Genomic DNA, 15,585 nt, shown 5'->3' with positions numbered 1-15,585 from the left:
GGCAGCTTAGGTCTCCCATAACAGAACAGCAAACGACCCGCCGGACGATTTACCTCTCCCGTACTATCCCGCCCCGGCGGTTCAACGCCTCCGCTGCCGTGCGCGTTCCCACAACTTTGTCGGGCTTTACGAGTTCGCTACCTGCTCACTGCAAACGCGGAAGCTTTGCGGTCCACTCTGCGTTATCGTGTGAAGCTGCAAGGCGTTGATGGGGCCCCGCTGTGAGGGATATCACCCCGGAGCCGCCGGAAGAACGGCTCTCGCGAGCTCACTAGACCCGGCCGCAGCAAGAAATGAAGAGGGCCTCACCTGAGGTCAAGAAGGGTGGTACCGCGGAGCCGCACGGCTTCGTCCCTTCACGCCGACCTGTCAGCCAGTGATCGCGTGGAGGCCCGCCCGAGATGTCTTCCCCTTCTTTCCGCCCTCTTCCCGCGCAGGTCGACCTGCCCGCGCTCGAGCGCGAGGTCCTCGACCGGTGGCGGGACGGGAAGATCTTCGAGCGGTCCGTCGAGCAGAACGACGGCAACCCCTCCTGGACCTTCTACGAGGGCCCGCCCACCGCCAACGGCCTGCCCGGCGTCCACCACGTCGAGGCCCGGGTGTTCAAGGACCTGTTCCCCCGCTACAAGTCGATGCGCGGCTTCAGCGTGCCGCGCAAGGCGGGCTGGGACTGCCACGGCCTGCCGGTCGAGGTCGGCATCGAGCGAGAGCTCGGCCTCACCGGTAAGAAGGACATCGAGGAATACGGCATCGCGGAGTTCAACGCCAAATGCCGCGAATCCGTGCTGCGCCATGTCGACGCCTTCGAGCAGATGACCGAGCGGATGGGCTACTGGATCGACCTGTCCACCGCCTATCGGACCATGGACCCGTCCTATATCGAATCGGTCTGGTGGTCGCTCAAGGTCGTCTTCGACAAGGGCCTGTTGTTCCGCGACTTCCGCATCACTCCTTACTGCCCGCGCTGCGGCACCGGCCTGTCCGACCACGAGCTGGGCCAGCCCGGCGGCTACGAGAACGTCTCCAGCCCGTCGGTCTACGTGCGCATGCCTGTCACCTCCGGCCCGCTGAGCGAGCTCGGCGCCGCCCTGCTGGTGTGGACGACGACGCCGTGGACGCTGGTCTCCAACACCGCTGTGGCCGTACACCCCGAGGTGACCTACGTCGCGGCCCGTACGGCGGACGGCGAGGTCCTGGTCGTCGCCGAGCCGCTGCTGTCGGTGCTCGGCGAGGGCGCGACCGAGGTGGCCCGCTTCACCGGCCGCGAACTGGAGCACACCTCCTACACCCGGCCGTTCGACCTGGTCGACATCCCCGGCGCCCACTACGTGGTGCTCGGCGACTACGTGACGGTCGAGGACGGCACCGGGCTGGTCCACCAGGCTCCGGCGTTCGGCGCCGACGACCTGGTCGTGACCAAGCGTTACGACATGCCGGTCGTCAACCCGATCGGGCCCGACGGACGCTTCCTGGACGACGTGCCGATGGTCGGCGGCCAGTTCTTCAAGGACGCCGACGAGGGCCTCACCGAGGACCTTCGGGCCCGCGGCCTGCTGTTCCGCGGCGGCCACTTCGAGCACAGCTACCCGCACTGCTGGCGCTGCCACACGCCGCTGCTCTACTACGCGCTCCCCTCCTGGTACATCAGGACCACCGCGGTCAAGGACCAGATGCTGGCCGAGAACGCCAAGACCAACTGGTACCCCGACACCATCAAGTGGGGCCGCTTCGGCGAGTGGCTGCGCAACAACGTCGACTGGTCGCTGTCGCGCTCCCGCTACTGGGGGACCCCGCTGCCGCTGTGGGTGTGCACCGCCGACGAGTCCCACGTGACGTGCGTCGGGTCGATGGAGGAGCTGGGCACGCTCGCCGGCCGCGACGTCTCCGCGCTCGACCCGCACCGCCCGTACGTCGACGACGTCACCTTCCCCTGCCCGTCGTGCTCGGCCGAGGCCCGCCGCGTGCCCGACGTCATCGACGCCTGGTACGACTCCGGCTCCATGCCGTTCGCCCAGTGGGGCGCGCGCGGCAAGCCGGAGGGCGTCTACCCGGCGCAGTTCATCTGCGAGGCGACCGACCAGACGCGTGGCTGGTTCTACTCGCTGATGGCCGTGGGCACGCTGGTGTTCGGCCAGTCGTCCTACGAGAACGTGCTCTGCCTCGGGCTCATCCTGGCCGAGGACGGCCGCAAGATGAGCAAGCACCTGGGCAACATCCTGGAGCCCATGCCGCTGATGGACGAGCACGGGGCCGACGCGCTGCGCTGGTTCATGGCCTGCGGCGGCTCGCCGTGGGCGGCCCGCCGCGTGGGGCACAACGCCCTTGAGGAGATCGTCCGCAAGGTCCTGCTGACGTACTGGAACACGGCCTCCTTCTTCACCCTCTACGCCAACGCCGAGTCATGGTCTCCCGACCGCCTGGCGCAGGCGACCCCCGCGGCCGAGCGTCCGCTGCTCGACCGCTGGGCACTGGCGGAGCTGCACAGGACGGTGGCCGAGGTCACGGCCGCGCTGGACGAATTCGACACCCAGCGGGCCGGGCGCCGGCTGGCCGAGTTCCTCGACGATCTGTCCAACTGGTACGTGCGCCGCTCGCGCCGCCGCTTCTGGCAGGGGTCGGCCGACGCGTTCGCGACGCTGTACGAGTGCCTGGAGACGGTCACGCGGCTGATGGCGCCCATCGCGCCGTTCGTCACCGACTACCTGTGGGACGTGCTGCGCGGCGACGGCGCGCCCTCCTCCGTCCACCTGACCTCGTGGCCCGCCGTACGCGACGACCTGCTCGACCCCGCGCTGTCGGAGCGGATGGCACTGGTACGGCGGCTGGTGGAGCTGGGCCGCTCGGCCCGCGCCTCGTCGGGCGTCAAGACCCGCCAGCCGCTCGGCCGGGCCCTGGTCGGAGCACACGGCTGGCCCTCGCTCCCGCCGGAACTGCGCGACCTGATCGCCGACGAGCTGAACGTCCAGGCTCTCGAGGACATGTCCGGCTTCAGCGCCGATCTCGTGTCCTACACCGTCAAGCCCAACTTCCGGGCGCTCGGCAAGCGGTTCGGCTCGCAGACCAAGCTGGTGGCGGCGGCCGTCGGCACGGTGGACGCCGCCTCCCTGGCCCGCACCCTCCGCTCCGGTTCCTCCGCCACGGTGGACGTTCCGGAGCTGGGCACGGTGTCACTCGGCCCCGACGACGTGATCGTCACCGAGCAGCCCCGCTCCGGCTGGGCCGTCGAGACCGGCGCCGTCGACACGGGCACCGGCGAGACGGTGGCGCTCGACCTGGAGCTGACCGACGAGCTGCGCCAGGCCGGCCTGCTGCGCGAGGTCATCCGCCTGGTACAGGAAGCCCGCAAGTCGACCGGCCTGTCCATCACCGACCGCATCTCCCTGTGGTGGTCGGCCTCCGACCCGGCCGCGGTGCAGGCGCTGCGGTCGGGGTGGCAGGTGGTGGCGGACGAGGTACTCGCCACGACCGTCACAGAGGGCGCTGAGGACGGGCTGCCGTCACACTCGGACACGGACCTGGGGCTGACGTTCCAGCTACGCCGCGCCTGACGGAACCGTACGTTGTGGGACGCGCCATGCGGGCGCGTCCCCTTCGGCTGACGGACTCGCGGCCGTAGACCCGCGGTCCCTCAGCGAACGACCTCGCGGCCCGTTCTGGCCCACCCACTCTCGGCCGCCCGACCCACAGACTCGCGCTCGTCCGTGACGACTCACGGTCGCGCAGCCGACGGACTCCACTCGTATAGCCGGGGCAACTCACGGTCGCGCAGCCGGTTACACACGCGGACTCACTCGCAGTCGGTCAGCTGACGGACTCGCGCTCGTGCTGGCAGACGGAGCAGCTCGTCAGGCCGGCCGACTCGGCTTGCGTGATCGTCATGGTCTCCACGCCGGTTTCGCCCGCGCCTCGAATGAGGGGGCAGGCGGTGCTGTGGTAGCGGCTGGTGCCCACGATGACCTTCACGGTGACCGACCGTCCGGCCTTCGCCGCGCCTTCTCCGTCGGACTTGCCCTTGGCCGTCGTTTCCTTGGCAGGAGCGGTGTCTCCCCTGCCTGGAGTCTCCGCACCGGACGCGGAGCTGCCGCGCTTGGCAGCGGCACTGTCCGGCTTGGCGGGCGCGGGCTCGGACGTTCTGGCCGCTGCCTTGGCGCTCTCAGCCGCCTTAGCGCTCTCAGCTGCCTTGGCGCTCTCAGCCGCCTTAGCGCTTTCTGCGGGCGTGCTCTCCGCAGGCGTCGTTCCCGCAGCGGGCTTCGCCCCTGCCGGACGTGCCCCGCTCGTAGGCTCGGCACGCTCGGGCTTGGACGTAGCCCCAGAGGCCGGTCCGGACTGCACAGGCATGATCACGGTCCCGCCCACCGACTCGGACCGCTCTCCCTTGCCCCCGGACCCGCTACCGACCCCGCCAGCCCCGCTGCCGGACTCGGGCCGCTGAGGCTTGCCTGACGCGCTCGGCCCCTTAGGCAGGGGGCCCTGAGGCTTGGCAGCGGACTCGGCGGCCGAGGCGGGACGTTCGGGCACCGCGGTGGGGCGCTCGGACTGCCCCGACGACGGCCGACCGGCCTTACCCGGCGCGGAACGCTCCGGCGCGGGATCACCCGGCTGTATGGCACGCTGAGGCGCCGTCACGGGCCCCGAGTCGTCGAGGTCCGGGGCGGAATCACGATCTCGACCAGCGCGCTCGAAGGCGCCACGGTCCTGACCAGCACGCTCCGAGGCGCCACGATCTTGACCAGCACGCTCGGAGGCACCACGGTCCGCGCCGCCACGACTCTGGTCACGGCCCTCTGCGGCGAAAGCCGACGGACGCTCTCCGGACCCACCTGCTCCAGGCTTGCCGCTCCCGGGCTTACCGGTAGACGGTTGGTCACCCGTGGACTGCCCCGCCCCGGACCTGCTGGACGACGGCTGGCCACCCCTGGACGGACCGGAACCGGGCTGCCTGGATGACGGCTGACCCGCCCCGGACCTGCTGGACGAGGGTTGGTCGCCTCTGGGCTGACCGGACGGCGGCCGATCGGACCCGGGCTTGCCGGGCGATGGCGGGCCGGACGACGGCATGGTGGTGATGTAAGGGGCGAGCCTCGGACCCGCGGAGGGGTCGGCGGCCGGGGGTTCCGTGCCAGGCCCCGGAGTGGCGGGCTTTCGCGTGCCGCTCGACGGGGCGGGCTCCGCCGGGGGGCGGGCGAACCATCCGGTCGGCTCGGCCGGGGCGTCGGCGTCCGGGGCGGGGGTGGAAGCCTTCGAGTCGGGCTTCGGCTGGGCCGCACCGGCGGACACCGGGGGGCGCAGGTCGCGCGTGGACCCGGGCGCCTCGGCCCGGAGGTCCGCGGGGACCTTGGGAGCCGGCGAAGGCTCGGAGCCGGGCTTGGGGGTGACGGCGGACTCAGGGCCGCCGGGCTTGGGGGTGACGGCGGGCTCGGGGCCGGCGGCAGGCGGCAGCTGCCGTCCGCCGAGCGCTGCGTCCGGCAGGCACGCCGTGCAGGGCGTGAAGCCCTCCTCGCGCGCCTCCTCGTACGTGAGCTCCTCTTGATCCCGTCCGATCAGCTGGCGGCAACCCGGGACGTGGTAGCGCTTGCGTCCGGGGATCACCAGGACCAGCGCGTCCGGGGAGATGCCGCGCACCGCGGGACGGCGTTGCGCCGGTGCGGTGACCGTCCGCTGGAGCGTCGGTGGACGCGGCGACGGCGGCGCTCCCATGGGGGCACCGATCGGGCCTGGCTGGGTCTGGCCGTGCGGCATGCCGACAGGCGTGAGCCCCACCGGCGGGGTGGCCGGCGCAGCGGCCCGCCCACCACCGGGAAACAGCTCGTGACGCCGCAGCAGCGCCCCGATCACCAGGAACAGCGCGGACAGCACGCTGACCACGATGGACCACATGATCAGGAACGGCTTTGCCAGAACGAAGCCCGCGATCAGCAAGACAACCGCCGCGAGCACCAAACCAGCACTGATTAGGATCACAAAGGGCTCTTTCGAGTGACGGGTCCGGGTGACCCGCTACTTTACCGGCGGTCGTTGTGCGGACCGTCACCGCCGGGGAAAGCGCCCTGCGGGGATTCACCGCCGAAGGGGTTGGGGCCACCGGGAAGAGGCTGCTGAGCGCCCTGGGGGACCGCGTGCGACATGGCCGGAGCAGCCGCCGAAGGACCACCGCCCGTCATGACGGGGAAGCCACCGCTGCCTTCCGCGGAGACGTTCAGCTCGGCGAGCTGGTTCTCCAGGTAGAGCTTGAGGCGGCTGCGGTATTCGCGTTCGAAGCTGCGCAGCTCCTCGACCTTGCGCTCCAGCTCGTCGCGGGTCTGGACGAGGGAACCCATGGCCTGACGGTGGCGCTCCTGCGCGTCGCGCTCGAGCGTCTCGGCGCGGGCGCGGGCGTCGCCGATGACCTGCTCGGCCTGGCGGCGAGCCTTGGTCAGGATCTCGTCGGCCTCGCGGCGGGCGCGGGTGACGGTCTCGTCGGCCTCGCGGCGGGCGTCGGAGATCGCCTGGTCGGCGGTCTGCTGGGCCAGCGCGAGCACGCGGGCCGCGGTGTCCATGTTGTCCTCGGCCGGAGGCATGTTCATGGCGACGGGGACCGGCTGGGGCTGCTGCTGCGGCTCGGGGGCCCGCATGGGCTCCGGCTGCGGCGGCGCCATCATCTCGGGCTTCGGCTGCTCCTGGACCGGCGCGGAGGCCATGGGCATGCTCATGCCCCCGGGCACCTTTCCGCGCAGGCACTCGGCCAGCTTCGCGCGGAGCTCCTCGTTCTCTTGGATCAGGCGGTCAAGCTCAGCCTCGACTTCGTCGAGGAAGGCGTCGACCTCTTCCTCGTCGTAGCCCGGCCGTAGCCGGGTGGTACTGAACTGCTTGTTCCGCACATCAGCGGGCGTCAGCGGCATCTTTTGGTCTCCTTGGCGCGCTTGGAGTCTGTCCGGAGGGACGGTTAACCCGAATCACTTCAGCGCGGACACGAGTTGGATCACGACCGGGGGGACACGGCCCTCCATCACCGCGCGCCCAGCGATCCAGCGATCTGGATCAAGATCAGAACGACGATGAAGAGGACAGTGAAGCTTAGGTCAAAGGCCACCGTACCCAACCGGAGCGGGGGAATGAAACGGCGGAGGAACTTGAGAGGTGGGTCGGTTGCGGTGTACGTGGCCTCGGCGAGCACCAGCACGACGCCGGAGGGGCGCCACTGCCTGGCGAACGCCTGGACCGTCTCAAAGATCATCCTGCCGATGAGCAGCACCAGATACAGAGACAGGACTACGACCAAGATCTGACTTACGATCCCCACGGCCTGGCCGCGCCTCCACTTCTGATGCGCCCGCCCGGCCTCTGTGAGACCGGGTTGGGTGCGATAGACATACAGAGACTCTAACTCTGGTTGAAGAACCCGCGTTCCGCGATTCGAGCCTTGTCCTCGGCGGTCACCTCGACATTGGCTGGGGACAACAGGAACACCTTGTTGGTAACACGTTCAATGCTGCCATGTAGGCCAAAGACCAGACCTGCCGCGAAATCGACCAGGCGTTTTGCGTCGCTGTCAACCATCTCGGTCAGGTTCATGATGACCGGGGTGCCATCGCGGAAGTGCTCGCCGATCGTCCGGGCCTCGTTGTAGGTCCGGGGATGGAGCGTGGTGATGCGCGCCAGATCGGTCGTACGGCGCTCCAGGACGGTCGTGGATGGCCTCGGCGCGGGGACGCCTGTGTCAGGTTCATCGTCGCGGTCCTGGACCGCTACGGCCCGTTCCTCGCCGGTTCGCGGGGGCTCATCCTCGTAGGCGTACTCGTCCGGGTAGGTCTCGTACCTCTCGTAGCGGTCGTCCTCCACGAGACCGAGGTAGACCGCCATCTTGCGCATCGCGCCGGCCATCGCTACGTCGTCCTCCTGCTCATGGTCGCACTCGCTCGGGCCTGTCGCCGGGTCCGAGGCGGCAGCCGCACCCCCTTGGAGCTCACCGCTGATCGACCTCTACTGGGTAGTGGCGGGCCTGTAAGACCCACTTGACGGGACATTACCTGACGAAGGGCTTGCGACGACCGAGCAACGCCGTACCGACCCGAACGTGTGTCGCGCCATGCGCGACGGCCGCGCCGAGGTCATCGCTCATGCCCGCCGACAGCATCGTGGCATGGGGGTGGCGCTCCCGCACGGCGGCGGCCAACTCTCGCAGCCGGGCGAACGCCTTACCCGGCTCCTCGCCCAGCGGCGCCACGGCCATCAGCCCGCCCAGCCACAGGTGCGGAGCCGCGGCGATCAGGTCGGCGAGCTCCGGCACGTCCGCGGGCCTGGCGCCGCCTCTGGCCGGGTCGTCGTCCAGCGCCACCTGTACGAGGCAGCCGACCTGGCGCCCCTGCTTGCCGGCCTCGCGGCTGATCACCTCGACGAGCCGGGCCCGGTCCACGGAATGGATCACATCCGCGTAGGAGACCACGGAACGGACCTTGTTGGTCTGCAACTGGCCGACGAAGTGCCAGGTCAGCGGCAGGTCCTGGCATTCGCGCGCCTTGGGGGCGGCCTCCTGGTCGCGGTTCTCGCCGACCTCGCGGACGCCGAGCTCATAGAGGAGACGGATGTCGGAGGCGGGGTAGGTCTTGGTCACGGCGATCAGGGTGACCTCATCGCGATCACGCCCGGCCGCCCGGCACGCCTCGCCGATCCGCTCCCGCACCTCCGCCAGCCCGGCCGCGATCTCATCCCGCCGCGTCCGCCGGCCCTCGTCCGTACTCACGCTCACGTCCACCTCTCCGTTCGGCTCGTGTGTCTCTGTGCCACAGGCGCGCCTCCCGTGTGGTGCGGCACTCTTCTTTCCGGTACGGCAAGCCCGGTGGGCCCCACCCGCCGCACGGGGCCGGGGGCCTCCAGGAAGACGGCCGCTGACCCCGCACGGGGCCGGCCGCCGTGACGAGGCAAGTGAGTTCGATCACTCCGGCACCCCGGGCCGACGCCATGAGCGACTTCCCGAACCGACCCCGGACGCGGCTGCGCCGCTCCATTCCCCCGGTGAGGCCCCTGGAGGCCGGTGAGGAAGGAGCGGCGGAGAGTCGGGCTACTTGAGGAAGTCGGGGACGTCGAGCTCCTCCTCCTGCTCCTCGAAAACCACCGGACGGCGTTTGGCGGGCTCCGACATGCGGGAGGTGATGGGCGTGGGCGGATTGGCGGGCTCGGGCGTGGGGCGGGGGATCGAGACGGGGCCGGAGGGCTCGTCGGCGATCGGCTCGTGGACTGGCTCGGGCGCGTTGTCCATCGGACGCATCGGCTCGGCCCGGTGGTCGCCCCGGAAGTCGGAGCCATGGTCCGGGCGGGGCGGTTCGGGGCGGAGATCGGCGCGGGGCTCGGGACGAGGCTCGGGGCGAGGCTCCGGCCTGAAGTCGGCGCGCGGCTCGGGACGCGGTTCGGGACGGGGCTCGGGGCGCGGCTCGAAACGCTGCGGCGCGGGCTCGGCCTTCACGCTGGGCACGCTCGGTCGTACCGGCGACGACACGGGCGGGGCCGTGGGCGCGGCGGCCGGGCGGCTCTGCGGGCGCGGCAGCGGCTTCTCCACCGGCGGCGGCACGTCGTCGAACCCGGCGGCGATCACGGTGACCCGCACCTCGTCGCCGAGCGCGTCGTCGATGACCGTACCGAAGATGATGTTGGCGTCGAGCGCGGCCGCCATCGACACGAGCTGGGCGGCCTCGTTGATCTCGAACAGGCCGAGGTCGGAGCCGCCGGCGATCGACAGCAGCACGCCGTGAGCGCCGTCGATGCTGGCCTCCAGCAGCGGGCTGGAGACCGCCATCTCGGCCGCGGCGACCGAGCGGTCGTCACCGCGGGCGTGGCCGATGCCCATCAGCGCCGAACCCGCGCCGGACATGACCGACTTGACGTCGGCGAAGTCGAGGTTGATCAAGCCGGGCGTGGTGATCAGATCGGTGATGCCCTGCACACCGGACAGCAGCACCTGGTCGGCTGCCTTGAACGCGTCGAGCACGCTCACCTGCCGGTCGGAGATCGACAGCAGCCGGTCGTTGGGAATCACTATCAGCGTGTCGACCTCGTCGCGCAGGGTCTCGATGCCGGCCTCGGCCTGGGAGGCCCGGCGACGGCCCTCGAAGCTGAACGGCCGGGTCACTACGCCTATCGTGAGCGCGCCGAGCGATCTGGCGATGTTGGCCACGACGGGCGCGCCGCCGGTGCCGGTGCCGCCTCCCTCGCCCGCGGTCACGAAGACCATGTCGGCCCCCTTGAGGACCTCCTCGATCTCCTCGCGATGGTCTTCGGCCGCCTTGCGCCCCACATCGGGGTTGGCGCCGGCACCCAGCCCGCGCGTGAGCTCGCGGCCCACGTCGAGTTTGACGTCGGCGTCACTCATCAGCAGCGCCTGGGCGTCGGTGTTTATCGCGATGAACTCGACGCCCTTGAGTCCCTCCTCGATCATCCGGTTGACGGCGTTCACTCCGCCGCCGCCAATGCCGACGACCTTGATGACCGCGAGGTAGTTCTGCGGTGCTGCCACGACGAGGGGCCTTTCCGCTCGTTGACTTGCCATTTCGGTGCGGATCGTCTCCGCGTTCACTTGCTTCGTTAACTCTCAACCTCAAGTTGAGATTCAGATTTATGTCAACCTGAGGATTGATACGGACAGTAGGAGTTACGCTCCAGGCGGGTCAACTAACCGCGCCGCAAGCACGTCCGGCGTGTCGCGGGCTGTCCGTTTCGCTCCGTCGTCACGCCTGGTCGGGGTCCTCCTCTGCCACGCGCCGTGTTAAGGCTCTCACGCCGGGACCCCTATCCCGGACAGGCTCGGCCATCGCCCGGCGGCACGTTTGGCGCAGTTTGACGGGCGCGTCGCCCTTTATGCGACGCATATCCCCTAGGACGCCCCATCCCCATCCGTGGATCACGCCGATGGCGAACGCCGGCGATCCGCCTCGGCCCCAGCGGCTCCCGTCTCGGTGCCTGCGCCGGGCTCACTCACTTGAGCGTCACCACGTCGGGTGAGCTCACGTCATAGACGTCGGCCTTGCGCCGCAGGAGGGACGCCAGGATGCGGGCCTTGTCCGCGCCCCGGTCGGAGCCGCCCCAGACCACGCTGCGGCCGTCGGAGAGCTCCAGCGACACGCCGTCGGGTGAGGAGGCGCGGACCAGCCGTACCTTGGCGGCGAGATCGTCGGGCAGCGACTGGATCACCTGGAGCGCGGCCATGGTCGTGGGGTCTCCGGCGGCCGGTCGGTCCACCTTGAGCGCCGGCAGGCCGGGCGGGACCGTGTCCTTGATCTCGATGACGACGCCCGTCTTGTCGATCAGCGCCGCCTTCCCCCCGGCCGTGACCGCGGCGACCGGCTCGCGCTCGACCACCTCGATCCTCAGCGTGCCCGGCCAGACCCGGTCGACCTTGGCCGAGGCGAGCTGCCTGATCTTCATCACGCGGCCCTCCACCCCGGCGAGGTCGACGGTGGCCAGCGGGTGCAGTTGGGGCACTCCGGCCTGCTGTTCGATGCGCTCAGCAGGCACTGTGACATTTCCCACGATGTCAATCGAACGTACGCCGAGCACCGGTGAGAAGAACACCAGCCAGGCGGCGGTGCCGACCACTCCGGCGGTCAGCAGCGCCAGGAAAGCGTCGCGCGCCTTCATCGCCCTCCCAAGGTCGCCCGCCTCGCGCAACCGACACGCCGTGCGCCACCGAACCTACGCCGCCCGCGGCCACCGCCCACGGCGCCACGCCAGAACACACCGCCCGAGCGCCCGTGGCGCCACGCCAGAACCACCACCACCCGAGCACCCGCGACCACCGGCCCCACCATCCACCGACCGGCGGCGGCCACCGGCCATGCGGGAGCACCGTCCCTGAGAGTCCGCGGCCCCTCAGGGACCGCGGTGTCATCCCGCGGAGAGCTCCGCGAGGATCTGCGGGCCCAGCTCGGTCACGTCGCCCGCCCCCATCGTCAGCACGATGTCGCCACCCCGGGCCCGGCCCGCCACCAGGGCGGGCACGGAGGCGCGGTCCGGAGCGTAGACCACCTGTGACTCGGGCAGCCGCACGCGGTCCGCCACCATGGCGCCCGAGACGCCGGGCTCGGGGTCCTCGCGGGCCCCGTAGACGTCGAGCACGATCGCCTCGTCGGCCAGCCCGAGCGCCGCCCCGAACTCCTCGGCGAAGAACCTGGTGCGCGAGTAGAGGTGCGGCTGGAAGACCGCGATGACCCGCCCGCTGCCAGAGTAGGAGGCCACCACGTCACGCGCGGCCCGGAGGTCCGCGGACAGCTCGGTCGGGTGGTGGGCGTAGCTGTCGAACACCGCGACCCCGCCCGCCTCGCCCTTGGCCTCGAAGCGCCTCTTGGCCCCGGTGAAGGTCGCCAGCCCGTCTCTGATCTCCTCGAACGGCAGCCCCAGCGCCACGGCCACGGCGACCACGGCGGTGGCGTTGAGCGCGTTGTGCGCCCCGGGGACGGCCAGCCGGACCTCGCCCATGCCCTCGATAGTGAATGTGGTGCCGAACCCGTCGGGCCGGACATCGCTCACGCGGTAGTCGCCCGTCTCGCCGTACGTGATGACCTTGAGGCCGCGCGCCCGCGCCACGTCGGCGAGCTCCGCCGCGCCGGGGTCGTCGGCGCAGGCGATCAGCAGCGACCCGATGCGCTCGGCGAAGCGGGCGAAGCTGTCGTGCACGGCCCGCGGATCGCCGTAGTTGTCGAGGTGGTCGGCCTCGACGTTGGTCACCACGGCGATGTCGGGCGCCAGCATGAGGAACGAGCCGTCGCTCTCGTCGGCCTCGGCGATGAACACCTCGCCCGACCCCTCGTCGGCCCCCAGCCCGGTGGTGACGAGCTGGCCGCCCACGCAGTAGGACGGGTCGGCGCCGCACTTCTGCAGCGCCACGGTCAGCATCGAGGCGGTGGTGGTCTTGCCGTGGGTGCCCGCGACGGCGACGCCGGTGCGCCCGGCCATCACGGAGGCGAGCGCGGCGGCCCGCGGGATGATCCGCAGCCCCTGCTTGAGCGCCTCGCCCAGCTCGGGATTGGAGTCGCGGATCGCGGTGGACACCACCACGGTGTCGACGTCCCTGATGTGGGAGGCGGCGTGGCCGATGTGCACGATCGCGCCCAGCTCACGCAGCTCGCTCACCTGCTCGGTGCTGCGGGCGTCACTGCCGGACACGCGTACCCCGCGCTTGAGCAGGATGCGGGCGATCCCTGACATCCCCGCGCCGCCGATGCCGATGAAGTGCACGCGCCCCAGCTCTTCTGCGGCGACGGGATCGACCAGCTTGACGAGACTCATCGGACTATCTCCAACACTTTCCTGGCCAGAATGATATCGGCGTCCTTCCGGCCGAGTCTGGAGGCGGCCTCCGACAGGGCCACGACCCGCTCGGGACTGTGGAGCACCGGAAGGACGTTGTGGACGATCCAATCAGATGACAGGTCGGCGTCGCCGACCACGAACCCACCACCGCCCGCGGCGATGCGCTCGGCGTTGATCCGCTGCTCGCCGTTGCCGTGCGGCAGGGGCACGTAGGCGGCGGGCAGCCCGACCGCCGTGAGCTCGGCGCAGGTCAGCGCGCCGCTGCGGCACAGGGCGAAGTCCGCGGCCGCGTACGCGAGATCCATGCGATCGACGTAGGGCAGCAGAACGTATTGGGGGTCGCCCGGCGGCGGCTCGCGCTCGACGGTGTTCTTGGGGCCGAGCACGTGCAGCACCTGCACCCCCGCCGAGCGCAGGATGGGCGCGGCGGCCAGCGCGGCCTCGTTGAGCGACCTGGCCCCCTGGGAGCCGCCGAACACCAGCAGCGTGGGCCGGTCGGTCTGCAGCCCGAACCAGGAGCGCGCCTTGTCGCCCATCGACAGCCGGTCGAGCGTGACGATCTCGCGGCGCAGCGGGGTGCCGATGTATTCGGCCTTGCCCAGCACGTGGTCGGGGAAGCCGGTGAAGACGTGGTCGGTGAGCCGGGCGCCCAGCCGGTTGGCCAGGCCGGGCCGCGGGTTGGCCTCGTGCACCACGATCGGCAGGCCGCGCCGCTTGGCCGCCAGGTAGGCGGGGGTGGCCACGTAGCCGCCGAAGCCCACCAGGACGTCGGCCTGGACCCGGTCGAGTATCGCCGCCACCGCGTTGACCGCCCCCGCCAGTCGTCCGGGCACGGTCAGCAGCCGCGGCGTGATCGCCCTCGGCAGCGGCACGGCCGGCACCAGCTCGAGCTCGTATCCCCTGGCCGGGACCAGGCGGGTTTCGAGCCCGCGTTCGGTGCCCACGCAGGTTATGCCGATGCGCTGGTCAAGATGGCGCAGCGCGTCCGCAAGGGCGAGAGCCGGCTCGATGTGCCCGGCCGTCCCGCCACCGGCGAGGACCACCCTCATGTCGGTCACTCCCTAACGTCTCACTCGGCCTTTGGTCGTTCCCCCCAGGCCAAGCCAGCTTAGGGCCCGTGCGGCCGGTCCGGGGCCACGAGCGGCCAGAGCCTCACGTGCGCCTGGCTCGCGTTTCGCGAAGGACAGGAGCATCCCCAGGGCCGCGAGGGTGGGCAACAGCGCCGACCCGCCGTAGGAGACGAGCGGCAGCGGGATGCCGGTGATGGGCACCACGCCGAGCACCGCGCCCATGTTGACGACGGCCTGCCCGACGATCCAGGCGATGATGGCGGCGGCGGCGAGCCGGACGAAGGAGTCCTTGACCCGGGAGGCGACCCGCAGGCCCGCGTAGCCGAGCAGCCCGAACAGCACCACCACGATCAGGGTCCCCATCAGCCCGAGCTCCTCGCCGAGGATGGCGAAGATGAAGTCGCTCTCGCCGTGGGGCAGCCAGCTCCATTTCGCCCGGCTGCTGCCCAGGCCGAGCCCGAACCAGCCCCCGGAGCCCATCGCGATCTGCCCCTGCACGGCCTGGTAGCCGTCGCCCTGCGCGTCGGCCCACGGGTCGAGGAAGGCGCCGATGCGCGCCATGCGGTACGGCTCCACCTTGATCATGATCAGCGTGGCCAGCACGGCGAGCGACAGGATGCCGCCGAACAGCTTCACCGGCGCGCCCACCACCCACAGCAGCGACAGGAAGACCAGGAACAGCACCAGCGTGGTGCCCAGGTCGCGGCCGAGCATGACCATGACGGCCAGGAGCGCGGTGCCCGGCATGAGCGGGATCAGCAGCTGCCGCCACTCGATGCGGCCATGCCGCGCCCGGCGGGCCAGCAGGTCGGCTCCCCACAGCGCGAGGGCCAGCTTGGCGGGCTCCGACGGCTGGATGCTGTACGAGCCGACGTCGATCCACCGCTGCGCGCCCAGCTGGGACGTGCCGATGAACAGCACCATGACCAGGCCGATGAACGCCAGCGCCATCAGCGGGTAGCCCGCCCAGCGGAAGAACTTGTGCGGCAGCCGCGAGCAGGCCCACATGAGCAGCACGCCCATGCCGGCCGACAGCGACTGCTTGGCGAACCAGGTGAACGGGTCGCCGGTCTTCTGCATCGCCTCGATGCTGGAGGCGGACAGCACCATCATCAGCCCGAGCGCGAGCAGCAGCCCGCTGCAGCCGAGGATGAGGTAGTAGGTCGTCAGCGGCTTCTCCAGCAGCTCCTTGACCACGGCGAGCTGGTCGCGGATCCAGCCGATCGGCCCTTCGACC

11 protein-coding genes are annotated in these 15,585 nt (G+C 70.7%); 1 reads left to right on the top strand and 10 read right to left on the bottom strand.

Annotation, left to right across the window (positions count from 1 at the left end; genetic code table 11):
- Positions 1-401 precede the first annotated feature (401 nt).
- Positions 402-3,548 carry an isoleucine--tRNA ligase gene (gene ileS / locus AB0B91_RS13500; protein ID WP_358318567.1) on the top strand — a complete coding sequence of 1,049 codons (3,147 nt, stop codon included), beginning with the start codon at positions 402-404 and terminating at the stop codon, positions 3,546-3,548.
- A 253-nt stretch (positions 3,549-3,801) separates the two neighbouring features.
- Here ileS and AB0B91_RS13495 read toward each other — a convergent pair whose 3' ends face one another.
- The 10 genes from AB0B91_RS13495 to ftsW all read right to left on the bottom strand — a co-directional run bounded on the left by AB0B91_RS13495 (position 3,802) and on the right by ftsW (position 15,572).
- Positions 3,802-5,961, bottom strand: a complete 2,160-nt coding sequence (locus AB0B91_RS13495) for a hypothetical protein (RefSeq protein WP_358318566.1) — start codon at positions 5,959-5,961, stop codon at positions 3,802-3,804.
- 41 nt (positions 5,962-6,002) lie between these two features.
- Positions 6,003-6,878: a DivIVA domain-containing protein gene (locus AB0B91_RS13490; protein WP_219538410.1), complete on the bottom strand. Its 876-nt coding sequence runs from the start codon at positions 6,876-6,878 to the stop codon at positions 6,003-6,005.
- A gap of 107 nt (positions 6,879-6,985) precedes the next feature.
- Positions 6,986-7,279, bottom strand: coding sequence for a YggT family protein (locus AB0B91_RS13485; protein ID WP_219538409.1), 294 nt, complete (start codon positions 7,277-7,279; stop codon positions 6,986-6,988).
- An 80-nt stretch (positions 7,280-7,359) separates the two neighbouring features.
- Positions 7,360-7,860: a cell division protein SepF gene (gene sepF, locus AB0B91_RS13480; RefSeq protein ID WP_358318565.1), complete on the bottom strand. Its 501-nt coding sequence runs from the start codon at positions 7,858-7,860 to the stop codon at positions 7,360-7,362.
- A gap of 142 nt (positions 7,861-8,002) precedes the next feature.
- Complete coding sequence (locus AB0B91_RS13475) at positions 8,003-8,725, bottom strand: YggS family pyridoxal phosphate-dependent enzyme (protein WP_358318564.1); 723 nt, start codon at positions 8,723-8,725, stop codon at positions 8,003-8,005.
- Positions 8,726-9,037: 312 nt separating this feature from the next.
- A complete protein-coding gene (ftsZ, locus tag AB0B91_RS13470) occupies positions 9,038-10,486 on the bottom strand; it encodes a cell division protein FtsZ (RefSeq protein ID WP_358318563.1) in 1,449 nt (482 codons plus the stop codon).
- 458 nt (positions 10,487-10,944) lie between these two features.
- Complete coding sequence (locus tag AB0B91_RS13465) at positions 10,945-11,607, bottom strand: FtsQ-type POTRA domain-containing protein (RefSeq protein WP_358318562.1); 663 nt, start codon at positions 11,605-11,607, stop codon at positions 10,945-10,947.
- 246 nt (positions 11,608-11,853) lie between these two features.
- Entirely contained in the window at positions 11,854-13,254 is a 1,401-nt protein-coding gene (gene murC, locus AB0B91_RS13460) for a UDP-N-acetylmuramate--L-alanine ligase (protein ID WP_358318561.1), read from the bottom strand.
- Positions 13,251-14,327 carry an undecaprenyldiphospho-muramoylpentapeptide beta-N-acetylglucosaminyltransferase gene (murG, locus tag AB0B91_RS13455; RefSeq protein ID WP_358318560.1) on the bottom strand — a complete coding sequence of 359 codons (1,077 nt, stop codon included), beginning with the start codon at positions 14,325-14,327 and terminating at the stop codon, positions 13,251-13,253. The genes murC and murG overlap by 4 nt, the downstream gene beginning before the upstream one ends.
- 12 nt (positions 14,328-14,339) lie before the next feature.
- Positions 14,340-15,572 carry a putative lipid II flippase FtsW gene (gene ftsW / locus AB0B91_RS13450; RefSeq protein ID WP_358319174.1) on the bottom strand — a complete coding sequence of 411 codons (1,233 nt, stop codon included), beginning with the start codon at positions 15,570-15,572 and terminating at the stop codon, positions 14,340-14,342.
- Positions 15,573-15,585 lie beyond the last annotated feature (13 nt).

This window comes from Nonomuraea sp. NPDC049141, from assembly GCF_040648415.1.
Taxonomy (GTDB): Bacteria; Actinomycetota; Actinomycetes; order Streptosporangiales; family Streptosporangiaceae; genus Nonomuraea.
This window is presented reverse-complemented; position numbering and strand designations above follow the sequence as displayed.